Source organism: Halopseudomonas pelagia, assembly GCF_009497895.1.
Classification (GTDB): Bacteria; Pseudomonadota; Gammaproteobacteria; order Pseudomonadales; family Pseudomonadaceae; genus Halopseudomonas; species Halopseudomonas pelagia_A.
This window is the reverse complement of the sequence record NZ_CP033116.1, coordinates 4,420,989-4,443,603: the sequence shown is the minus strand read 5'-3', so window position 1 is coordinate 4,443,603 and position 22,615 is coordinate 4,420,989. Positions and strand designations below refer to the sequence as shown.

Annotated in this window: 17 protein-coding genes, 1 tRNA gene and 1 pseudogene; 13 read left to right on the top strand and 6 right to left on the bottom strand. The window is 55.4% G+C overall.

Translation table 11 applies throughout. From position 1 onward, the window contains the following. Positions 1 to 171 precede the first annotated feature (171 nt). From EAO82_RS20305 to EAO82_RS20280, 6 genes are all read left to right on the top strand, one after another. Entirely contained in the window at positions 172 to 2,157 is a 1,986-nt protein-coding gene (locus tag EAO82_RS20305; protein WP_096348570.1) for a class I SAM-dependent DNA methyltransferase, read from the top strand. Further along, positions 2,154 to 3,545 (top strand): restriction endonuclease subunit S, encoded by a 1,392-nt coding sequence (locus tag EAO82_RS20300; RefSeq protein ID WP_096348564.1) that lies wholly within the window; start codon positions 2,154 to 2,156, stop codon positions 3,543 to 3,545. Before EAO82_RS20305 ends, EAO82_RS20300 begins: the two co-directional genes overlap by 4 nt. After that, positions 3,546 to 6,752, top strand: coding sequence for a type I restriction endonuclease subunit R (locus EAO82_RS20295; RefSeq protein WP_096348565.1), 3,207 nt, complete (start codon positions 3,546 to 3,548; stop codon positions 6,750 to 6,752). Between the two features lie 825 nt (positions 6,753 to 7,577). Continuing rightward, a tRNA-OTHER gene (locus EAO82_RS20290) sits at positions 7,578 to 7,667 on the top strand. Positions 7,668 to 7,817: 150 nt separating this feature from the next. After that, complete coding sequence (locus EAO82_RS20285) at positions 7,818 to 8,594, top strand: hypothetical protein (protein WP_143520399.1); 777 nt, start codon at positions 7,818 to 7,820, stop codon at positions 8,592 to 8,594. Positions 8,595 to 8,695: 101 nt separating this feature from the next. Next, a complete protein-coding gene (locus EAO82_RS20280; RefSeq protein ID WP_096348568.1) occupies positions 8,696 to 9,244 on the top strand; it encodes a PIN domain-containing protein in 549 nt (182 codons plus the stop codon). A gap of 284 nt (positions 9,245 to 9,528) precedes the next feature. Here the strand turns inward: EAO82_RS20280 and EAO82_RS20275 are convergent. From EAO82_RS20275 to ccoG, 4 genes and pseudogenes are all read right to left on the bottom strand, one after another. Further along, positions 9,529 to 10,679 (bottom strand): IS3 family transposase gene (locus tag EAO82_RS20275; RefSeq protein ID WP_153274282.1). Its coding sequence is split into 2 segments (ribosomal slippage): positions 9,529 to 10,442 and positions 10,442 to 10,679, totalling 1,152 coding nucleotides; the frame shifts between segments, so codons are not numbered across the junction. A 61-nt stretch (positions 10,680 to 10,740) separates the two neighbouring features. Beyond that, a pseudogene (locus EAO82_RS20270) lies at positions 10,741 to 10,980 on the bottom strand (cation:proton antiporter); the annotation flags it as partial. A 270-nt stretch (positions 10,981 to 11,250) separates the two neighbouring features. Further along, positions 11,251 to 12,666, bottom strand: a complete 1,416-nt coding sequence (gene mapR, locus EAO82_RS20265) for a GntR family transcriptional regulator MpaR (protein ID WP_096346903.1) — start codon at positions 12,664 to 12,666, stop codon at positions 11,251 to 11,253. Positions 12,667 to 12,696: 30 nt separating this feature from the next. After that, positions 12,697 to 14,100, bottom strand: coding sequence for a cytochrome c oxidase accessory protein CcoG (ccoG, locus tag EAO82_RS20260; protein WP_096346902.1), 1,404 nt, complete (start codon positions 14,098 to 14,100; stop codon positions 12,697 to 12,699). Between the two features lie 274 nt (positions 14,101 to 14,374). Between ccoG and EAO82_RS20255 the strand changes: the two genes are divergently transcribed. The 6 genes from EAO82_RS20255 to EAO82_RS20230 all read left to right on the top strand — a co-directional run bounded on the left by EAO82_RS20255 (position 14,375) and on the right by EAO82_RS20230 (position 20,219). Beyond that, positions 14,375 to 16,042 (top strand): nitrite/sulfite reductase, encoded by a 1,668-nt coding sequence (locus tag EAO82_RS20255; RefSeq protein WP_096346901.1) that lies wholly within the window; start codon positions 14,375 to 14,377, stop codon positions 16,040 to 16,042. After that, a complete protein-coding gene (locus tag EAO82_RS20250) occupies positions 16,039 to 16,545 on the top strand; it encodes a DUF934 domain-containing protein (RefSeq protein ID WP_096346900.1) in 507 nt (168 codons plus the stop codon). Before EAO82_RS20255 ends, EAO82_RS20250 begins: the two co-directional genes overlap by 4 nt. 29 nt (positions 16,546 to 16,574) lie before the next feature. Beyond that, on the top strand, positions 16,575 to 16,898 hold the full coding sequence (locus EAO82_RS20245) for a CidA/LrgA family protein (protein ID WP_410402936.1): 324 nt from the start codon (positions 16,575 to 16,577) through the stop codon (positions 16,896 to 16,898). 26 nt (positions 16,899 to 16,924) lie between these two features. After that, positions 16,925 to 17,581 (top strand): LrgB family protein, encoded by a 657-nt coding sequence (locus EAO82_RS20240; protein WP_231703255.1) that lies wholly within the window; start codon positions 16,925 to 16,927, stop codon positions 17,579 to 17,581. A 319-nt stretch (positions 17,582 to 17,900) separates the two neighbouring features. After that, positions 17,901 to 18,884 (top strand): AraC family transcriptional regulator, encoded by a 984-nt coding sequence (locus EAO82_RS20235; RefSeq protein WP_174959068.1) that lies wholly within the window; start codon positions 17,901 to 17,903, stop codon positions 18,882 to 18,884. A 15-nt stretch (positions 18,885 to 18,899) separates the two neighbouring features. Beyond that, entirely contained in the window at positions 18,900 to 20,219 is a 1,320-nt protein-coding gene (locus EAO82_RS20230) for an amidohydrolase (RefSeq protein WP_096346896.1), read from the top strand. 31 nt (positions 20,220 to 20,250) lie between these two features. Here EAO82_RS20230 and rnk read toward each other — a convergent pair whose 3' ends face one another. Continuing rightward, complete coding sequence (gene rnk / locus EAO82_RS20225) at positions 20,251 to 20,655, bottom strand: nucleoside diphosphate kinase regulator (RefSeq protein ID WP_096346895.1); 405 nt, start codon at positions 20,653 to 20,655, stop codon at positions 20,251 to 20,253. 566 nt (positions 20,656 to 21,221) lie between these two features. On the opposite strand from rnk, the gene EAO82_RS20220 reads away from it, so the two are divergent. Then, complete coding sequence (locus EAO82_RS20220) at positions 21,222 to 21,590, top strand: hypothetical protein (RefSeq protein WP_096346894.1); 369 nt, start codon at positions 21,222 to 21,224, stop codon at positions 21,588 to 21,590. Between the two features lie 104 nt (positions 21,591 to 21,694). Here EAO82_RS20220 and EAO82_RS20215 read toward each other — a convergent pair whose 3' ends face one another. Further along, positions 21,695 to 22,591 (bottom strand): LysR family transcriptional regulator, encoded by an 897-nt coding sequence (locus tag EAO82_RS20215; protein ID WP_096346893.1) that lies wholly within the window; start codon positions 22,589 to 22,591, stop codon positions 21,695 to 21,697. Positions 22,592 to 22,615 lie beyond the last annotated feature (24 nt).

The window sequence follows — 22,615 nt, the reverse complement described above, 5'->3', positions numbered from 1 at the left end:
TAATAATCCTACGATTATTACTGTTAATGCGTGATCGCAGCTCATCCGCAAAAATGAAACAGGGTTCGCGGGAAGTGAATCAAGCTGGGTTTTATGACGGCCATTTCTACCATTGGCAAAACCCAGCAGGTAAGCTGCCCCCAGAAGAATATATTTTTCAGGAGCAGTACCTTGAACACGGAAAATCACTCCCAAACCGCCGCCTTCCTATGGTCCGTTGCCGATCTGCTGCGTGGCGATTTTAAGCAATCACAGTACGGCCGAATCATTTTGCCCTTTACCCTGCTGCGGCGTATGGAGTGCGTGCTTGAGCCGACGCGGCAGGCGGTTATCCGTGAGGCCAAAGCCCAGGAGGGCCGACCAGATCTGGTACGTGAGCAGATGCTACTGCGCGCTGCGGGAGGGCTGCAGTTTTTCAATGCTTCGCCTCTGTCCCTTGGCACCCTGTCGGATACCCAGACTGCCGACGACCTGATGAGCTACGTGCAGTCCTTCAGTAAGGACGCCCGGGAGATCTTCGATCATTTCCATTTTGAGGATTATGTACAGCAGTTGGCCTCCGCCGATCTGCTCTATCAGGTAGTACAGCGTTTTGCTGCCACGGACCTGAGCCCGGCGCGCATCAGCAACTTTGGCATGGGTATTGTGTTCGAGGAGTTGATCCGCAAATTTGCAGAAAGCTCGAACGAAACGGCCGGGGAGCACTTCACCCCGCGTGACATCGTTCACCTGACTACCTCGCTGGTGATCACTGGTCAGGACGACAAGCTCAAGCCCAATAGCATCGTGACTATCTATGATCCGACAGCGGGCACGGGTGGCTTCCTGTCCGAAGGCGAGGAGTACATTCAGTCCATCAGCGACAATGTCACCGTTTCGCTGTTTGGCCAGGAACTGAACCCCGAGTCCTATGCCATCTGCAAGGCAGACATGCTGATCAAGGGGCAGACGGTAGGCAACATCAAGCTCGGCAATACCTTATCGGATGATCAACTGCCCGGCAGTGAGAACCACTTTGACTTCATGCTCAGCAACCCGCCTTTCGGTGTGGAATGGAAAAAGGTACAGAAGCAGATCACCGAGGAGCACAGCCTCAAGGGTTTCGATGGCCGATTTGGTCCGGGTCTGCCGCGAGTGTCTGACGGCTCATTGCTGTTCCTGCTGCACCTGGTCAGCAAGATGCGCAAAGCAAAAGACGGTGGATCTCGCATCGGCATCATTCTCAACGGCTCACCGCTTTTTACGGGGGGCGCAGGTTCCGGGGAATCAGAGATCCGCCGTTACTTGCTGCAGAACGATCTGGTCGAAGCCATCGTCGCGCTTCCCACCGATATGTTCTACAACACCGGTATCGCTACCTATGTGTGGGTGCTTTCCAATCATAAGGTGGCTGCGCGCAACGGCAAGGTTCAGCTGATTGACGGCAGCAAGTACTTCTCCAAGATGCGCAAATCCCTCGGCAGCAAGCGTCAGTACATAACCGACGAACAGATCGATGAACTGGTGCGGCTCTACGGTCGCTTCGAGGAAACGCCGCAGAGCAAGATCTTCCCCATCGACGCCTTTGGCTACCGGCGCATCACTGTCGAGCGCCCGCTACGGCTTAACTTCCAGACCACTGCCGAACGCATCGAGCGGGTGCTGGAAGAAAAGGCTATCCAGAAGCTCAATGCTGCCGCCCAGCAGCGCCTTACAAGCGCCTTGGAGTCGATGGACGCCAGCCTGCAGCACCGCAACCGGGAACAGTTCACCAAGCTGCTGAAAAAGGCGCTGAGCAACCACGATGTATTCCCGGCCACGGCAGAACTTAAGGCGCTGCTCAATGCCCTGAGTGAGCGTGATCCGGAAGCCGATATCTGCATGAGCAAGGGCAAGCCAGAGCCGGATACAGGATTGCGCGATAACGAGAACGTGCCGCTAGGTGAGTCGGTCTACGACTATTTTGAACGGGAAGTGAAACCTCACGTCTCAGATGCCTGGATCGATGAGAGCAAGACCGATGCGCAGGATGGCGAGGTTGGTATCGTCGGCTTCGAGATCCCCTTCAACCGGCACTTTTATGTTTTCCAGCCGCCGCGTCCGCTGGAGGAAATCGATCGTGATCTGAAAGCCTGTACCGACCGCATCAAGCAGATGATTGAGGGGCTGTCGGCATGAGTTTGCCGGCGTATGCAGACTACAAGTGCTCTGGGATAAAGTGGCTCGGCAACGTGCCGCGGCATTGGCCAATATATGCACTGAAGCGAGCCGTAGACGGTTGCAAAAATGGCTTGTGGGGGGAGGAGCCTGACGGCGAAAACGATATTGCGGTCATACGAGTAGCCGACTTTGAAAGATCGTTTGCCACGGTCGGGCTTGATAAACTGACCTACCGCAGTATTACTCCTAAAGAAAAAGAGTCGAGATTGATCAAGCTGGGGGACTTATTGATCGAGAAGTCTGGAGGCGGCGAGAAAACGCTTGTAGGCTGTGTAGTATTGTTCAAGCACGATTTCGAGGCCGTTACATCGAACTTCGTAGCGCGAATGCGCCCGCTAATTGGGTTCGATAGTCAGTTTCTCTGTTATGCCTTCGGTTGCCTTTATGGGGGACGAGTTAATTACCCTTCCGTGAAACAGGTTACGGGTATTCAGAACCTAGACGCCGAGTCTTATTTGCAGGAATTCTTTTGTTTTCCGACTCCTTCAGAACAAACCCAGATCGCCCGCTTTCTCGATCACGAAACCGCCCGCATCGACACCCTGATTGAAGAACAGCAGCGCCTGGTCGAACTGCTCAAGGAAAAGCGCCAGGCGGTGATCTCCCACGCCGTCACCAAAGGCCTCGATCCCACCGTGCCGATGAAGGACTCCGGTGTTGAGTGGCTGGGCGAAGTGCCGGCGCACTGGACGGTGACAAAACTGAAGTTCGTAACAGATCAGGTTGTAGACTGCCCGCATGAGACCCCTATTTATGATCCAGATGGTGACTATCTTGTAATTCGAACTGCAGATATTGATCAAGGCGTACTTAAGCCTGACCGGATGTATCGATTAGATCGTGAGCAGTACACCCATCGTACGCGCCGCATGATTCTCGGAAAGAATGACGTCGTATATAGCCGTGAAGGAGAGCGGTGGGGGCATGCAGCTTTGATTCCTAAGGCCGACCTGTATGCGCTTGGACAGAGAATGATGCAATTGCGTGTCTGTGACGGCATTTGTCCTGAGTTCTTCATGTATCAGCTAAATTCTGTCGCCACATATAGGCAAGGCGAGGTTGATACGGTGGGAGCAACGGCCCCCCATGTGAATATTTCAACGGTCATTAACTACTGTCTGATGCGGCCTGGGGTTTCCGAGCAAAGGAAGATTGCCCGGTATTTGAATAAAATCTTAGGTGGTCTGGATTGTTTGCTCGGCGAATCCCTTGAGATGAAGGGGCTACTGCAAGAGCGCCGCTCTGCTTTAATCTCCGCCGCCGTCACCGGGAAAATCGACGTACGCAGCTGGCAGCCACCAGATTGGAAGCAAACTCCCGTACAAGAATTTGAAGAGGTCTTATAAATGGCGGACAGCAAGGAAGCTCAATTCCAGTCGGATATCATCGCCGCGATGACCGCGCAGGGCTGGCTGGCAGGTCCTGCCAGCGGCTATGACCGTCGCGTAGCCCTTTATCCAGAAGACCTGTTGGGCTATTTCAAGGAAGCCTGGCCCGACCGGTGGGACAAGTTCAGCAAGGCTAATCCCAAAGATCCGGATGCAGTGTTGATTCAAAAGGTGGTACGCGAACTGGAACAGCATGGCACGCTGGATGTGCTCCGCCATGGCTTCAAGCTGCCAGGGGTAAAGATCGATCTGTGCAGTTTCCAGCCTGACCATGGCATGAATCCCGATACCCTTAACCGCTACCAGGCCAACCGCCTGCGTGTGGTTCAGGAGGTTTCGTACTCGCCCCATGCCCGCGAAGCGGCTGACGCAGGAAAGGGCTACAACCCCAGGCTGGATCTGGTGCTGTTCGTCAACGGCATCCCAGTAGCGACGCTAGAGCTGAAGAGTGAGTTCAAGCAAACGGTAGAGAATGCCAAGCGCCAGTACCGTTATGATCGACCGCCGCTGGACCCGGTCACGCGCAAACCCGAGCCGCTGTTGACTTTCAAGCGCGGCGCATTGGTGCATTTTGCCGTAGGCCAAAGCGAAGTGGCGATGACCACCAAACTGGCAGGCAAGGACACCTTTTTTCTGCCTTTTAACCAAGGTACAGAGGAGAATGGCGCTGGCAACCCCATGCCCACAGATGAAAGCCAATACGCTACTGAATATCTGTGGAACCGGGTTTTCCAGCCAGACGCCTGGCTCAAGGTGCTGGGACGCTTTTTGCACCTGGACAAGCAGACCAGTGAAGGATTTGACGGTAAGCGGATCACCAAGGAAACGCTGATCTTTCCCCGCTTCCACCAGTGGGAAGTGGTCAACAAGCTGATTGATACCACGCGCAGCGAAGGCCCAGGGCAGCGCTATTTGGTTCAACACAGCGCTGGCTCGGGCAAATCCAATTCGATCGCCTGGACTGCCCACCAGCTAGCCTCATTGTACGACGCTCAGGGCAACAAGCTATTCAACTCGGTGATCGTGGTTACTGACCGCACCGTGCTGGACACCCAGCTGCAAAACACCATCTATCAATTCGAGCATGCCCAGGGTGTAGTTCGGCCGATAAGCAGGGATATTGGTAGCCAGAGCAAATCAGAGCAGCTGGCCGAGGCGTTGTCTGAGCAGACGCGCATCATCATCGTTACCATCCAGACCTTTCCTGCTTTGTTTGCTGCCTTGGATAAACACCCAAAGCTGGCTGCTGGGCGTTATGCAGTTATCGCCGACGAGGCCCACTCCTCTCAGACCGGTTCCTCAGCTAGCAAACTGAAACAGATCTTAGGTAGTGATGCTCTAGAGCAGGACGAGGAAGAAGTGTCGGTTAGCGCCGAGGAGCTGCTGGATGCAGCCGTTGCCGCACGCGGACCGAACGAGCGGATCAGCTACTACGCCTTTACTGCTACGCCCAAGGCCAAGACGCTGGAGCTGTTTGGTCGTCCGCCTGAAGCTACGTTACCGCCCAGCTCGGACAACAAGCCTGAGCCCTTTCACCTGTATTCCATGCGTCAGGCAATCGAAGAAGGTTTCATTCTCGATGTGCTGCGCAACTACACGACCTACAGCACCGCCTGGAAAATTGCTCACCCCGATGCCGACGACGAGGAAGTCGACAGCAAGAAAGCCCGCATGAAACTGGCGCGTTGGGTACGGCTTCATCCATACAACATCAACCAGAAGGTCGAGGTTATTGTTGAGCACTTCCGCGCCAACGTGCGGCACCTGCTCAATGGGCAAGCCAAAGCCATGGTGGTCACTGCAAGCCGCCAGGAGGCTGTGCGTTACCAGCTTGCGGTCAAGGCTTACGTGACACAGCAAGGCTATGACGATGTGCATCCGCTAGTCGCCTTTTCTGGCAGCGTATTGCCTGATGATGTGATTCCTGAGGAAGTAACGGAGAACAGTAGTCTGCTCAATGATGGGCTGAACAATCGCGATCTGGCAAAAGCATTTGATACCCAGGATTTCAACGTAATGATCGCGGCTAACAAGTATCAGACCGGCTTCGATCAACCCAAGCTGTGCGCCATGTATGTGGACAAAAAGCTGCAGGGCGTTGATTGCGTGCAGACTCTGTCGCGTTTGAATCGGACCTTCGGTGACAGCAAACAGACGTTCATTCTCGATTTCTTCAACGATCCGAAAGACATCCTTGATGCCTTCTTGCCCTATTACGCCAAGGCCGAACTGAACGACGTTACGGATCCACAGATCCTCTATGATCTGCAAAAGAAACTGGATGCCGAGGGTATCTACTACCGTTCTGAGGTGGAGGCTTTTGCCTTGGCTTTCTTTGATCCCAAGGCCCCAGCTTCCAAGCTGAGTTACCACTGCTACTCGGCCAAGGACCGTTTCGCCAAGCGATACCGTTTCAGCCAGGATGCCCGCCAACACGCACTGGATTACAAGCGCAACGCTGAGGCCAATGGCGACAGCACGGGCTTGAAGAGGGCCGAGCACGATCTTAAGGAAGCCGGCGAGCAGCTCGACCAGCTCACGTTGTTTCGCAAAAACCTGCAGAGCTTCGTGCGGCTATATGAGTTTCTGTCGCAGATAGTCCCTTACGAAGATCGGGACCTGGAAGCCTTGTGTGTATTCGCGCGCCATCTGTACCCGTTGCTCAGCGTTGAGCAGCTTGAGCAGGAGAACGTGGATGTGGGCGACCTGCAGCTTACCCATTACCGCCTTACGAAAACGGCTGAGCATCAGTTGAGGCTGGAGGACGAGAAAGGCGAATGGGGCCTAGACCCTGCTACCGGTATTGGCTCAGGCAAACCTCACGACGCAGAAAAGAAGCGCCTGGCGGAGATCATAGAAGCCTTGAATGATCTGTTTGGCGCTGAGGTTGGCGACGACGATCAGCTGCAGTTTCTCACCGGAATAGCCCAGCGCATTAGCCGGCAGGACGATGTAATGGCGCAGGTAAGCAACCACAGCGAAGAACAGGTAATGCACGGTCTTTTCCCAAAGCGCGTCGTCGACACCGTGCTGGACGCCATGACGGACCATGAAAAGCTGTCGCTGGATGTGCTGGACAACGAAGTCAGCGGTCGCAAGTTTGCGTTGTTGGTCTTGCAGATGTTGAAGAGTCTGGGGCCGCAGCCTGAGAGGGAAGAGTTGTAAGCTGATAAAGCGCCTCTCTGGCTTAGCAAGGCTCCGCATCGGTTTTGAGCCACTCCAGTTTGTGACACCCGATTGGGTCGCGGGCGAATAATTTTTTGTGCACGATCGTATCAACTCATTTAAAGGAGATACGCGATGCACCCCACGACCCTGATTTATTCCCTAGTCACCAACACCAGGACCAGAATACATTCCATAGAGCTGCCCATCAGAGCTACTGCGCGCAGCCTGCAATTGGAGTTGCCGTTTGCCAACGTTGACGTTTGGCTGGGCGGCTACGGAGAGATAAATGGGCGGATATTGCAGAGCTTTTCATGTGAGGAAACAGCGCGTTCTTCGTATAATCGGTTGTGCGACAGGATAAAAGTCTGCACGTCTTCGCTAGCAAAAGTTGAGGCCGCCGGCAAAGGCCCGACCGAGAAAAGCAGGAAGGTACGGGTCCTGGCAGTCTACGTTGGGTATCCCGAAGACTATCGCGTTCCAGTTGAAGCAGTGTATACGCACACAATCACTATTCCCGCGTCCATGGTTAAAGAAATTTCGGGGAGCCTTTACGTTCCGCGCTGGTTTCTAAGGAAAGCCCTGATAGATAGGCAAGTACGCCAACCCTATGAGCACTTAGTTCGCGTGGAAGGGGAGTGGGATGGTGAAGAAAAGCTTTGGAGGGAAGTATTTGAGCCTATGCTCAATTACTTGAACGAGCCCGCTTCAAGTATCTCGAAAAAATGTAGCTCTAGGGCGTTGAGCCATAGCCTCGCGGATGCTCAATAGATCGCTGCTTACCCCTTGCGGCCCCCTCAAGCGGTAATACTGTATACTCAGATTGACGATGTGGTGAAACTGGTATCACGCCCGCCGATTAAAGGCCAACCATCTTGAAAGCGGGAGTCATGGGTTCGAGTCCCAGCATCGTCATGTCAACCGAGGGATGCAATGCTAGGCTCACAGAATGAGGCTCAACTGAGCAACACTGATCACGCACGAGGCGTGGCAGAACCCGCGATTACTTTCGGTACTCAGGCGTTAGCGGACTTTCTCAAAGTCGTAGGCGGCGGGGTAGCCGACTTGAATACTATCGCTGTCGGCCTAGCAGCTATTGGCCCTGATCATGAGAAACCTGCAGGATTGAACGTCAGCTGGTCCCCGAGGGATCCTGAAGTCGCGGCGCGCAAAGCTCGCAAAGCTGCTATGCATGCAGCAATGGTCGTGACAGTGGAAGCACTAGCTCAATATGTCCGCACTATCACGAAGCTACCCCGATTTGGGCCGCTGACTGATAAGTGGAACTCAAGGTCACCTAAGCCTTCTACAGCTGAACGCTTTTCCGAGTTGGCAGAGCTGCTATTTGTTCCAGCCCCCTCTGAGAAAGGTGCGGCGGGGTATGAGACTCGTTTTAGAACCGCTTGTGTGGCGCTGCTAATCCATTGGCGCAACCGACACGTACATTCAGACTCTAATGCAGAGCTGACTTATCAAGAAAAACAGCTGATTCACTCCCGTGACGATCACATTCGCGAGGCTTATGCGGGGCTCGACGTTGATCAGCTTTTTGGAGACTTCAAGCAGAACCGTCCGACCTTGAAAGAAGCAACCACCCTTATAGCAATGTCCATCCAAGAGGTTCGAGCGATGGACGAGGCGGTATACGCCTGCAGCGATGCAGCTGATGTGCAAGCATGGCTCGACCATTACAAACTTACTGAAAGAATCGACAAAATCCGTCGCGAATCCAAGACTGAAAAGCAGAGGGCCTCTATCCTTCGTATGTTGGGTACCCATGCCCCTCATTTGAAGCCGTGGTACGAGAAATACTTTCCCGAGACGATCGGCATCGCACCCTAACCTTAGTTTTAGATCAATTATCGCTTAGGATTTTCGTCTGCGTAAACTTACTCTAGCGACGGACTGATCGGGCTGCAAATCACCCTGAAGGACCATGTCCGATGCCAGCGCTGCACTTATTTATCGATACAAATATCTTTCTCAATTTTTACTCCTTTTCAGACGACAAGCTCGAAATCCTTGATGAGCTTATAGTGCTCACGGCGCCGGGCCAGATTATTCTGCACCTGCCTAAGCAGGTTGAAAATGAGCTAAAACGTAATCGTGAGTCGAAGCTGCAAGTGGCTTTGTCTGACTTCAAGAAGGCCCAGCTCCCAACCGGTGTGCCACACCATATGCGAGGGTCTGAAGCCGCTAGGCAGTATGACGAAGCCGTAAAAAGTGCTGAGCAGGCTAAGAGGCTATTGATCGCAAATGCGATAGCTCTAGCGTTGAGTGATGAACTGGAGGTTGATCAGAAGCTCTCAAGACTGTTTGAAAAAGCGACTCGTTATCCCGAAGACGATGAGTTATACCAAAAAGCGCTGGTGCGAATGAATAAGGGTAATCCTCCAGGAAAAGCGCAAAGCATTGGTGATCGGTACATCTGGGAGACACTGCTGGCTCAGGTGCCAAACGGTGATTTATTTTATCGTCTCGAAGGATGGTGATTACGCCTCCCCTCTAACGATGGACAAAAATACTCGCCCACTTGCGTTTTTAGCTGAGGAGTGGAACGAGCGAAAGCAGGGCGGCCATCTAACTATTTTTAGGACTATCAATGAGGTAGTGGCTTACTACAAAAACACTCAGAATCAACCAGATGTCGGGGAGCTTGTGGCTGCCAGGATTCCGGAGGAGCCCGAGAATCCAGAGGTGGAAGATGTCGGTCAGCGGCAGATCCCTGAGGCTCCTGCTCCGGCACCTCAGTTCGGTTTGAATCGCCCCCAGTATTCTAGACACTCGCCAGACTCTGGTAATGACGCTTTTCGTACTCGACCGGTGACAGGTCACCACTCGTGCCGTGCCGGCGCCTTGGGTTATAAAACATCTCAATGTAATTGAACACGTCTTGTCTAGCAGCCTCGCGTGTCGGATAAATCTGCCGCTTGATTCGCTCCCGTTTGAGTAATTGAAAGAAGCTTTCAGCTACCGCGTTGTCATGGCAGTTTCCCCGGCGGCTCATGCTGCCCACCAGGTGATTCGCTTTCAGGAAGCTCTGCCAGTCCCCGCTACTAAACTGACTGCCTTGGTCCGAATGAACCATCACACATCCTTGCGGCTTGCGACGCCACACTGCGGCTAACAGCGCGTCTAGCGCCAAGTCAGATGTCATGCGCGGCTTCATCGACCAGCCGACAACCTGACGGGAGAACAGGTCGATAACCACGGACAGATACAACCAACCTTCGTAGGTGCGGATGTAAGTTATATCGGTCACCCATGCAACATTGGGCGCTGCTACATCGAATTGGCGATCCAAGTGATTGGGTGAAACTACCGCAGGCTTCCCACCGTAATGACCAGGGCGGCGGCGATAACCCGTCTGTGAGCGCAATCCCTCGCAGCGCATGAGCCGGGCTACCCTGTGCTTACCGCAAGCCTCACCCGCTTCACGAAGATCCAGATGAATTTTGCGATAGCCATACACGCCGCCGCTTTCCAGCCAAGAGTGTTTTATCTGGCCCAACAGACGCTGATCTTCCCGAGCGCGATCAGACAGCTTGTTGCGACACCATGCATAGTAACCGCTGGGGTGCACAGTCATCATTTTGCACAGGCGGCGCACGGGATATTTGTCCACTTGGCTCTGAATAAACGCGTACCTCAGTCGGACTCTCTGGCGAAGTACGCGGTGGCCTTTTTTAATATATCTCGCTCTTCTGATACGCGCTTGAGCTCGGCCTTCAATCGACGGTTCTCAGCCTGAAGATCATCATCCTGCTGTCGCTGGGCGGTGGGCTTGGAGTAGCGCTTGAGCCATTGATACAGGCTGTGTGCCGACACGCCTAATCGAGCGGCGACCTCGGCAACGGAATGGCCTCGATCTGCCACCTGCTTGACGGCTTCGATTTTGAATTCTTCGGTGTAGCGTGGATTGCTCATTGGACCTCCTGGGTGCCTCGATTATAAGGCCTGGAGGTGTCTACGAAACTAGGGGCGATTCAGGTTTCATCTCCAGTCCAATCACAAAAAGAAACATCACCACCCCCAACTCGGCCACCTCAATGATGGTGTGGGGGTCATTGATCAGTTGCAGACCGAAGGGGCCAATTATCAGGCCCGCCGCCAGGTAACCGACCACTGAGCCGAGCCCGATGCGTTTGAACAGTGGTACGGCCACCACGGCGGCGGCTAGCAAAATGACGATACCGAGTAATTGCCCTGCGCTGCCTTCACCGGCCATAGCGTTGCCCCTTATCCCTCACCTCACATCAGGACCGATAATGCGTCCACGGCCAGACGTGTTGAGCAGAGCTTCCAAGCTGAGCGCTCAGTTCCGCAAATTATTCAGGACTAAGCAAAAGATCCGGAGCGTTCGCCAAGAACTCTCCGGGATGGGAATGGCAACTGAAGTGTAGTACAGCACACCGGCATCGTTTGACAGGGTGACAATAAATTCAGTAGCGACCCTGTCCGTACCGTAAAGGGCAGGCGGGCCCGGCCTCTCGGCTGATCAACTTTGAAACGACCGCAGCATCCGCCCCAGCAACTCCATCGCTTGCTCACATTCGGCTCCCCATGGATGCCCATAATTCAAGCGGGCACAGTGCCGAAAATCCTGGCTGGCGGAGAAGATCGGGCCGGGTGCCAGGCTGATGCCCTGGGCCAGCGCCAGTTTGAACAGCTGCAGCGAGTCCACATTGTTGGGGAATTCAAACCAGAGAAAGTAGCCTCCGGCGGGGCGGGTCACGCGGGTCCCTTCGGGAAAGTGTCGGGCTGCTGAGGCGAGCATGGCCTCCTGTTGCCCTTCCAGGGCATAGCGCAGTTTCCGCAGGTGCCGATCATAATTGCCGTGTTGCAGGTAGTCGGCGATGGCGGTTTGTGCGGGTACCGATGGTGAGATGGTGGTCATCAGTTTCAGGCGCGCTATGCGCTCGGCATAGCGGCCACCGGCAACCCAGCCCACGCGATAACCGGGTGCCAGGCTTTTCGAGAAGGAGCCGCAATGCATGACCAGGCCTTGGGTATCCAGGCTCTTGATCGGCTTGGGCGGGCGTTCGCCGTAGTAGAGTTCGGCGTAGACATCGTCTTCAATCAGCGGTACCTGATGCTCGCACAGAAGCTTGTAAAGATCCTGTTTGCGGCTTTCATTCAGGCTCGCGCCGACAGGGTTCTGGAAACTGCTCATAAACCAGCAGGCTTTGATCGGTAAGTTTGCCAGGCGATCACGCAGTATATTCAGGTCCACTCCGTCACGTGGGTGCACGGGGATTTCCACTGCTTTGAGCTCGAGGCGTTCCAGTACCTGCAGGCAGGCGTAAAAGGCGGGCGATTCGATGGCGACCAGATCGCCGGTCTGGGTGACGCTTTGCAATGAGAGATTCAGTGCTTCCAGGGCGCCGTTGGTAATCACCAGCTCTTCCATCGGCAACATGACCCCGCTGACCATATAACGCAGGGCGATCTGGCGCATCAGGTCGGGGTTGCCTGCGGTCATGTCGGCAATGATGTCGTGCGGTGACAGTTTGCGGAGGCTTTGCGTCATCGAGCGCGCCAGGCGCGCCAACGGAAATAAGTCAGGGCTGGGGAAAGCCGAGCCGAAGGGCACTGTGTGCGGATTCTTCAGCGAACCGAGCACGGAAAACACCAGCTCGCTGACGTCCACATCCTTGGTCTCCTGAGCCGAGAGATCCAGTCTCGGCTCAGGTGTTGGCAGGCCTGCCAAGGCACGAACAAAATAGCCTGAGCGTGCACGCGCCTGGATCAGGCCTCTATCCTCGAGTAGATAATAAGCTTGAAATACCGTGGAGGGGCTGACGCCGTAGGTCGTGCTGGCGTGACGAATCGATGGAATCCTTTCACCCGGCGTAAGGATGCCGTTGCGAATGAGCCCGGCGATATCGTCGGCCAGCCTTTCATAGCGTTTCATGGCGTTCCTCGATTCAGCGTTATAAAGCCTTTAGCGTCTGACTGGGGCGAGGAACGTGGATGCCACTGTTACGGCATTGGTCTCGTTATCGACAGCCGAAAGAACGAAGCTTATCTCTTTTCTAGGGTCAGGCCATTGTTCACCATCCCAAATCACATTAACGGGTACATCGAGAATATCTTCGGCATCCAGGTACAGCGTGTGTGGGGCCATCAGGCTAAAACCTGCGGGGGCGTCGAGGCTGATCTGATAATGCCCAGGCTGTTGACGTTTGTTGATGACTTTCAGGCTGTAAGCGTTCTCCACCTGGCCCGCCCCATTCTCGCGAAACAGGTTGCGATCGCGTGTGACGTCAATAGACATCAACGGCCGCTCTAGAAGAGCGACGATAAACAGCCCGGTCATGACAGCCAAAACGCCGGCGTAACCAACTAGACGGGGCCTAAGCCAGTGGGTTTTACCGCCCTCCAGGGCGCTTTCCGAGGTGTAGCGAATCAACCCGCGCGCGTAACCCATTTTGTCCATCACGCTGTCGCAAGCATCGATACAGGCGGCACAACCAATACATTCGTATTGCAAACCGTTGCGGATGTCGATGCCGGTTGGGCAAACCTGCACGCAGAGTGTGCAGTCAGTGCAGTCGCCAAGTCCCTGTGCCGCTGGGTCGCTGCCTTTGCGGCGGGCACCTCGGTGCTCTCCACGCGCGGCGTCGTAAGAAATGACCAGCGTGTCGCGGTCAAACATAACGCTCTGGAAGCGGCCGTAGGGACACATGTCGCGGCACACCTTTTCGCGCAGCCAGCCAGCATTGATGTAGGTGGCAGCGGTAAAGAAGAACACCCAGAAGGCGGTCTGCGGGCCCAGATCCATCGTCAGCAGGCCAACACTCAGCTCGCGTATGGGAGTGAAGTAACCGACAAAGGTCAAGGAAGTGATGAGGCTGACGCCCAGCCATATCCCATGTTTGGCGCCACGGCGTAGCACTTTGTTTGCTGTCCAGGGCGCGGCGTCCAGTCTTACGCGTTGATGGCGGTCACCTTCGGTGACTTTCTCGGCCCACATGAAGACCCAGGTCCATACGCTCTGTGGGCAGGTATAACCGCACCAGATCCTCCCGGCGGCGACAGTGATAAAGAACAGTCCGAAGGCGGCAATAATCAGAATGGCCGAGAGCAGAATCAGATCCTGTGGCCAGTAGGTAGCCCCGAAGATATGGAATTTACGGTTGACCAGGTCCCAAAGCACGGCTTGGCGTTGATTCCAGGTCAACCAGGCGGTACCAAAAAATAACGCGAAAAGGGCGCCTACGCCGAGCAGCCGGAAAAGCCGGTAACGGCCACTGAACGCTTTGGTGTGGATAGGTCCCCCGGAGCCGGCAGGTGTGTTGCGCACGGCTGCGGCATCGATGATCTTGGCGGGAATTCTCTCGCTCATGCTGGTACCCCATCATTCGTTATCAGGCTGATGCGGATGATGGGCAGTGTCGCTGATACGAAACAGGCTCAGATTTTGGAATAAAAACCGTATCAGGCGTGACATGCGGTCGCAGGGTCTGCGGTTGGGAAGAAAAGCCGGTACTGCGTAGAGCGCATAAGTTGGCCGGTTTGTAGCATCTGATATGGTTTTGTTGGCTTAATCTGAGTCTGTTTAGGGAACAGCCAAAACCTCATAGTGCGCGTTCGAATCAGCTGTAGGAGGCGATGAGCGCATGTACCACTATGATGATTATGACCGCGCGTTAGTCCGCGAGCGGGTTGCTCAGTTTCGCGACCAGGTCGAGCGGCGTCTGAGTGGTGAGCTAACCGAGGAAGAGTTCCTGCCGCTGCGATTGCAGAACGGGCTCTATCTGCAGCGTCATGCCTACATGCTGCGAGTCGCGATACCCTACGGCACGCTGTCGGCAGATCAACTGCGCGCGTTGGCCCATGTGGCCAGCGTATTCGATCGGGGCTATGGCCACTTCACTACGCGGCAGAATATCCAGTTCAACTGGATTGAGCTGGAGCAGGTGCCAGACATTCTGGAGTGGTTAGCCGAGCATGACATGCATGCGATTCAGACCTCGGGCAACTGTGTGCGCAATATCACTACCGAAGCCTTTGCCGGAGTGGCCGCCGACGAATGGCTGGATCCGCGTCCGCTGGCCGAGATCCTCCGCCAGTGGTCGACCGTCAATCCTGAGTTCCTGTTTCTACCGCGCAAGTTCAAGATTGCTCTGAATGCTTCGGCTGAAGACCGTGCTGCTATTCAAGTGCACGACATCGGTCTGGACGTCTATCGGCAACAGGAGGAGTTGAAGCTGCGCGTCATGGTCGGTGGTGGGCTTGGACGCACCCCGATTATCGCCAAACAATTGCGTGATGACCTTTCCTGGGTAGATGTGCTGTCTTACGTTGAGGCGATCCTGCGGGTCTACAACCGCCACGGCCAACGCGACAACAAATACAAGGCGCGAATCAAGATCCTGGTCAAGGCGCTTGGCATCGACGCCTTTGCTGAAGAGGTCAATCGCGAGTGGGAACAGATCAAGGACGGCCCCGCCCGATTGACGCTGGCCGAATATGAGCGGGTCGCCGCTTCGTTTCAGCGATCTGCCTACGCGCCGCTTTCAAGCGTCGACCTGGAGCATGGAGCCCGTCTGAGTCAGGAGCCTGAGTTTGCCCGCTGGGTCGAGCGTAATGTGATGGCGCACAAAGTGCCGGGCTACAGCAACGTGGTGCTCTCGACTAAGCCCGGCCTGGCCGCGCCGCCGGGTGACGTGACAGCTGAGCAAATGCGCCTGGTCGCCGACTGGGCAGAGCGTTATGGCTGCGGCGAGATACGGGTCGCGCATGAGCAGAACCTGGTGTTGCCGGATGTGCCACGCAGGCAGTTGTACGCTCTCTGGCGCGAAGCGCTCGAAGCTGGCTTGGCGACTGCCAATGTGGGCCTATTGACCGATGTAATTGCCTGCCCAGGTGGTGATTTCTGCTCCTTGGCAAATGCGCGTTCGATCCCCGTTGCCCAGGCTATCCAGGCGCGCTTCGAGCAGCTGGATTACTTGCATGACCTTGGTTCATTGAGCCTGAATATTTCCGGCTGCATGAACGCCTGCGGTCATCATCATATCGGCAATATTGGCATCCTCGGCGTCGATAAGAACGGCAGCGAGTGGTATCAGTTGACCCTCGGCGGTAGCCAGGGTCAGCAGGCCGCGCTGGGCAAGGTAATCGGACCAGCTTTTGCCGCTGAAGAAGTGCCTGAGGTGATCGAGCGAATAGCGTCGGTTTATCTGCAGCTACGACGGGGAGATGAAACTTTTCTTGATACATACAACCGTGCGGGTCTGGAGCCTTTTCGCGTGGGTGTCTATCAGGCTGAGGGGGCAGCAACATGATTAATCTGATTCGTCTACTAGAAGGCGGCGCTCGGATTATCGAGGACGATCCCTGGCAACTGCTTTGCGATGACAAAACTCCCGTGCCGAGCAAGGCAATTCTGCCTTTGCAGCGCTGGAAGCACTCCCAGAGCGAGGCGGTGCTGCAGGGGCATGAGACCAGTAGCCAAGGCGTGCTGTTGCAGCCGGATGACGAGCCTGAAGCGCTGCTGGACTGGCTGCCAGTATTAACCTTGATTGCTATCGACTTCCCCAGCTTTCGTGATGGGCGAGGCTACAGCCAGGCATATCTGTTGCGTTCTCGACTTGGCTGGCAGGGCGAGTTGCGTGCGGTGGGTGATGTGCTGCGCGATCAACTGGCGCATATGCGCCAGTGCGGCTTCGACAGCTTTGCTGTGCGTGAGGATAAATCGGCTGCCGATGCGCTCAAGGGGTTACAGGGACTGAGTGTGTTTTACGGACGTTCAGCAATTGAACCTCGACCTTTGTTTCGTCGGAGGTAGAAGTGAATATTGGCGCTCTTTTATGGTTGATGGCCTTGCAAGTACTGGGCAGCATTATCAGCTTTTTGATTTTGCCCTGGCTCCCCGGACCCATTATAGGGATGCTTTTGCTGGTGATCGGATTGGTGCTATTAGGTGGTGTGCCGGATTCACTTGAGCGCACTGCCGCGGTTTTGCTGAAATATCTGCCGTTGCTGCTGGTAGTGCCAGCTTCGGGCATCGTGCTTAGCCATCAGCAACTGGCGCAGGATGCTTTGCCTATCGCCGGCGCACTCGTGGGATCGCTGCTAGTGGCTATACCGGTCTGCGGGCGATTGTTGCAGTGGCTGGTACGCCGTCAGGAGGCTCGTTAATGCTAAGCATAGTAACGTCCCTGCCAATGTTCGCCCCGATGCTCACTTTAGGAGCCTATCAAGCTGCGCTGTATATCCATCAGCGCAGCGGCTCGCTGTTGTTGCAGCCGGTCATTGTCACCTTGTTATTGGTGATTGCCGCTTTGTGGCTGCTGCAAATTGATTACGACCAGTATCGTCAGGCAGCGAACCCCATCGCATTGCTGCTCGGACCAGCGACGGTTGCGTTGGCCGTGCCCTTGTATTTGCAGCGGCACAGAATTGGGCAGCTGTTGTGGCCAATTATGCTGACCTTGCTCTTCGGCGGAGCGCTGATCATTTTCTTGACGCTGTTGTTGGCTTGGTTGTTCGGCGCCGAATGGGTCACGCTCATGTCGCTTGCACCCAAATCGGTGACCATGCCTATAGCTATGTTGCTATCAGAGCAGATTGGTGGCAATCCAGCGCTGACGGCAGCGCTGGTGATGTTGACTGGTGTGGTAGGTACTGTCATGGCTCCGTCACTGCTTCGTTTAGCCGGGGTAGACTCGCCAGTCGCGCGTGGGTTTACCCTCGGCATGAACGCCCACGCTATTGGTACGGCCTATGCAGTTCAGGAGGGTGGGGAGAGTGCAGCCTTCGCAGCGTTGGCAATGAGTTTAATGGGCGTTTTCACCGCGCTTGTCTTACCTTGGGTCATGTGACGCTCCTCAATTTCATCACACGCTTCCTCCCCGGCCCCGGGCTGCCGTTCACTTTCTTCTCCGCCGACCGCAATGGTGCGACGCGGCGCTAGATTCGAGCCCTGCCGGTTTAGCTTCTATTTTGTCGGCTTGACGCGGTGGTTTTGACTTTGGCACCAATTGCACTTGTGCTGATCTGCTTGCCCTCTAGAATCAGGGAACAATAAGCAGTTCACCCCTATTCAAAAGCGCAGTCATGACAATGCCCATCCACCCACCCAGCTGGTCGCAGGGAAATCAGGTAAGCGCAACTGCGCGATCCGTTTCGCCTGAGCACCTTATGACTACGGTCAAGGCGCTCAAGCTTGCCCTGCCGAGTGCGCTGATGGAGTCGGTCTCGGGTCAGGTTACTCATTTGCAGCGCCAGTCTGCCTATCAGCGCATCGCACTCACCGAGATGGATGAACTGGTGACCGATTTACTGCATGCGGTGGGCGATCCGCTGTTGCTGGTCAGGGCTTACGCCGGTCTCAATTATCAAGCTGGTTTTCTGCGCAAAACCTACCTCGCCAGTGCCTTCACCCGGCGCGATGCGTTGGTATTGCTTTGCCGCTACTTCAAGGTAAACAACGAGGGTGTAGCGCTGGCGCTTGGCGGCGAAGGGGACGCTTGCGTATTGAGCGTCGCGGCCGCGGGCTGCTCGGCCGCCGCCTGCCTGCAGCGCGATGCCATTGTTTATGGACTGACCAGAACGTTACTCAGTCTGGGCATCAAAGAGATTCAACACGTTAGGCTTGCTTACACCCCTGATGCTCAAGTGCAGCAAGACCACCGCACACTGTTCCCTGTGAAGGTTCTTTTTGCCGGGCCAGGTCAGGCGCAGATTCATATTGGTCAGGGCTCACTTGACCTTCCGCTAGGCTGGCCGAGCTGTTCTGTGGAGCAGATTGCCAGGCGTGAACGGCATCTGATGCGCCTGAATCCGGAGCCGGAATGGTGCGATTCGGTCATGGCGCTGCTGCCACTGCTATGCCGCCAGGGCGATGTCGATATTGATCAGTGTGCGGCTCTGTTGGCGGTGAGCCGACGTACGTTGCAGCGCAATGTTCAGCGAGAAGGTGCTGCATTCAGAGGCCTGATCGAGCGGGCTAGAAAGCAGCAGGCTCAGCGCTATCTGCTCCAGGGCTATTCACTGGACGCTGTTGCCGCCCTGTTGGGCTATCGGCAATCGGCACAGTTCTACCGTGCGTTTCGTCAGTGGTTTGGTTGCTCGCCAACGCACTACCGTTCGGCTCAGTTAAGCCAGTCGGCAATAAACTCCTAAAAAAGAGATAACACGATGACCAAGACTTTGCTTCTGGGCGCCAGCCTGATGTTCGTAGCGGGCCTGCCTTTGACTTCATTGGCGGCGCAATCGCTTACCGACCGGGTAATCGACAATGCAGCGCAGCTTGAGCAGAAAGCCATCGGCTGGCGGCATGATATTCATCAGCATCCGGAGTTGGGTAATCAGGAAACCCGAACGGCCGCGTTGATTGCCGAGCATCTTCGCCAGTTGGGCATGACGGTCGAGACGGATGTAGGTACTACCGGTGTGGTGGCCATGTTGAAGGGTGGCAAGCCAGGCCCGGTGGTGGCGCTCAGGGCCGATATGGATGCACTCCCAGTGGCAGAAAATACCGGGCTTGCCTATGCATCCGCGGTGAAGCAGGAATACCTCGGCAAGTCGATGCCGGTGATGCACGCCTGTGGGCATGATGCGCATGTGGCGATACTGATGGCAGTGGCGGAAAATTTGGCAGCGGTGCGCGAGGAATTGTCTGGCAGCGTGAAGTTTATATTCCAGCCGGCGGAGGAGGGTCCGAGTGATTATGTCTACGACGGTGAGCGTTACTTTGGCGCGCGTCTGATGGTGGAGGAAGGCGTGCTGGAGAATCCGGCGGTGGATGCGATCTTTGGTCTGCATGTGACGGCTGCAGCGCCAACTGGTGTGATCGGCTATCGCAGCGGTCCGACCATGGCCAGTAGCGGGGATTTGCATATCACCGTAACCGGCAAGCAAACGCACGGGGCGCAGCCCTGGAATGGGGTTGATCCGATCGTCGCGAGTGCGCAGATCATCACTGGCCTGCAAACCGTGGTCAGCCGTAGAACCGATATCATGCCGGCACCGGCGGTCGTTACCATCGGCACCATTGAGGGCGGTACGCGCCACAACATCATCCCCGACAAGGTCAAGATGACCGGCACAGTGCGAACCTTTGATGATGAGGTGCAGAAGGAAGTTAATGCGCAGATCACACAGACTGCCGAGCATATTGCGCTGTCGTCCGGAGCTACCGCTGAGGTGACCATCGTTGAAAACTATGCAACTACAGTGAACGAGCCCGATTTGACCGCGCGCATGCTGCCAACCCTGCAGCGAGTCACAGATGGCCGCACCTTCCAGTCGCCGCTGGTTACAGGCTCCGAAGACTTTTCGTATTTTGCCCAGAAAGTGCCGGGTCTATTCTTTTTCCTTGGTGTGACACCGGCCGAGAAACTGGGCCGGGCAGCGCCGAATCATTCGCCGGAGTTTCTGGTGGATGACAAGGCACTGCTGACCGGTATCAAGGCGCTGTCAGCGTTGACCACCGACTACCTGCAAGCGGCGGACTGATCCAGGCCGCGCTCCAGCAGCGACAGTCGACTCAAAGGTGATATTCCTGATGAGCTTCGGGCTGGTAAGGAATATCCAGGACCTTCAGTTTCAATGCACGGCAATGCGCCGATGACCATTGGATACTCTGGCCGATCTTGAGTCCGAGGATCGCCGTACCCACCGGAGCGAGTACGGAGACGGTGTCGGGTCCGCCGGCGTTGTGCGGATACACAAGCGTCACCAGAAACTCGCGCGCGGTAGTCTCATCGAGCAGCCGCACGGTTGAGTTCATGGTCACTACATCGGTTTGGATGCGCTTATGACTAACGATCCGCGCACGGGCCATTTCAGCCTCCAGTGCTTCCAGGCTGTCGAGAGGATATTTCATCGGGTCGAACAACTGGTCTAGGCGCTGAGCGTCAAGCCGGGTGATGACGATATTAGGCAGATTCATGCTGGGCATTCCGTTTGATTGCAATTTTTGCTGTTCTGCCTGGACACAGATCAAGGCTACGCGTCGGTATTGATCGCGCGGTTGAAGCAATTTTTGATGGGCTGGTCCAGATAGGCGGGTGATAAACGACACGGCCGGGTACGTAAAAACGTCCCGGCTTAAACGAGGAAGTCCTGAGGCGTTCTAGAGGCGGATAGAGAATGCTTCATGTGCGATTGCGGTTATCAGGCTGGAACAGCCTCTACCATAGTCAATCTGGCATTTAATGCAAGAGCGGCACTCTTCCTCGGGCGAGCGAGCAAACAGGATTGGGCAATAATGCAATAGGATTGTTTTATACGATAATAAAATCCTTTCAATACAGGTATTTGCGTATGGTGCGACGTTGGTAAAAAATAACAAATGCAGAATCGGGCAATAAGTTGGCAGTATGTGTGTACCTCATTTTTCTCCCGAGCTTTATCGTATGAACCATGCAGAGAGCTACTGAGCTTGTTCTGCAGGAATGTTGAAGGCGCTCATATTGTAGCCAGCCTCAAGTCAAACAACGGTTCTGGAGGTGTAAAGTGAAAGTATCAAATCGTCTGTCTTCTAATGTGTTGGTGGGTCTGGTGTCAGCTGCTGTGCTGGTTGGTTCCGCTTTCAGTGTTGCCCATGCCGAGGGCGGTGCAGAGCGTCTTATCGATCTGCGCACCAAGTCGGTAGAAAGCAGCGCATCGCAGCTTGGCTTTTCTGTAGGTAGTGATTTGAAAGATTATCTGGTGGAGGGTGGATCTGAGCGTTTGAGAGACCTGCACCGTGGTGCATCGCAGAGCGGACTCTCTGCAGATGATAGCCTTAACGGCTACCTTGCTGAGGGTGGCTCTGAGCGTTTGAGAAGCCTGCACCGTGATGCCGAGCGCGGTGTGGCGCCTAGCCTCAGCACCCTTTCATGAGCTGCAAGAGCCCGGCCTGTTCAGCTGCTGCCTGCCAAGGTGTTAGTTGTTCCGGTCGGGTTCGCCATTCTCCCTCTGGTTATCCCTTCCAGCTTGATCCGCTGCTAACTCGTCCTTTCATCTTCGAGCACGTGCTGCCTGAGAATCTGTGCAGCAGGTGAGAGTGTGTGGCCGGCACGGCTAACCAATCCATAAGCAGAGGTCTGCTGAAACATACCGTTGGTCAGCGGCAGTACGCTCAGTCGGCCGGCAGCCACATCTTCGGCGACCACATCCCATAACGCCATGGTCAGTACGTCGCTCTGCGCTACCAGCGCTTTGAGTACCATGAAGTTGTCACACTGAATGCTGATCGGCTGTTCCTTGCCACTCAGACTGTTGAGCTCCTGATTGATTTGCTGAGGCAAATGCGTTGCCGCCAAGGGATAGGCCAATAGCTCGTTAATGGACAGACTCTTCTTGCGGCTGAGAGGATGGTCGGGCCGGCAGCAGATCACGCCGCGATGCACGCTCAGAGCCTCAATATGCAGGAGTGGGTCGTCTTCCAGATCGCGGATGTCAGCGACAAATAGCTCCAGATCATCATTAAGTAATCGGCGGCGCAGCCCCAGCCAGTTGTCGATCAGCAGCTGAATTCTGACTCGCGGGTAGGCGCTGGCAAGCTTGCCTAAAGCTTGCGGAATCAAACGCGCTGCCGGGTAAGGGCCGCTGCCCAATAGCAGCTCGCCAGCCTCAAGGTTACCCAGTTGGCTGACCGCGTTTTTCAACGCCTGGCTACCGGCCAATAATCTTTGGGCGTGCTCAAGCACCAATTGACCATGCACGGTCAGGCTGATACCGCGGCTGTGGCGGTCGAGCAGGCGGCAGTCCAGGCTTGCTTCGAGTGCCTGGATGCTGCGGCTCAGCGCGGGCTGGCTGAGATGCACCGCTTCGGCTGCACGGGCGAAGTTGCCGTGCTCTGCCAGGGCGGCAAAATGACGTAGTTGCTGAAGGTTGCTCATGCGCCCTCTGCATTACTGTTAAGT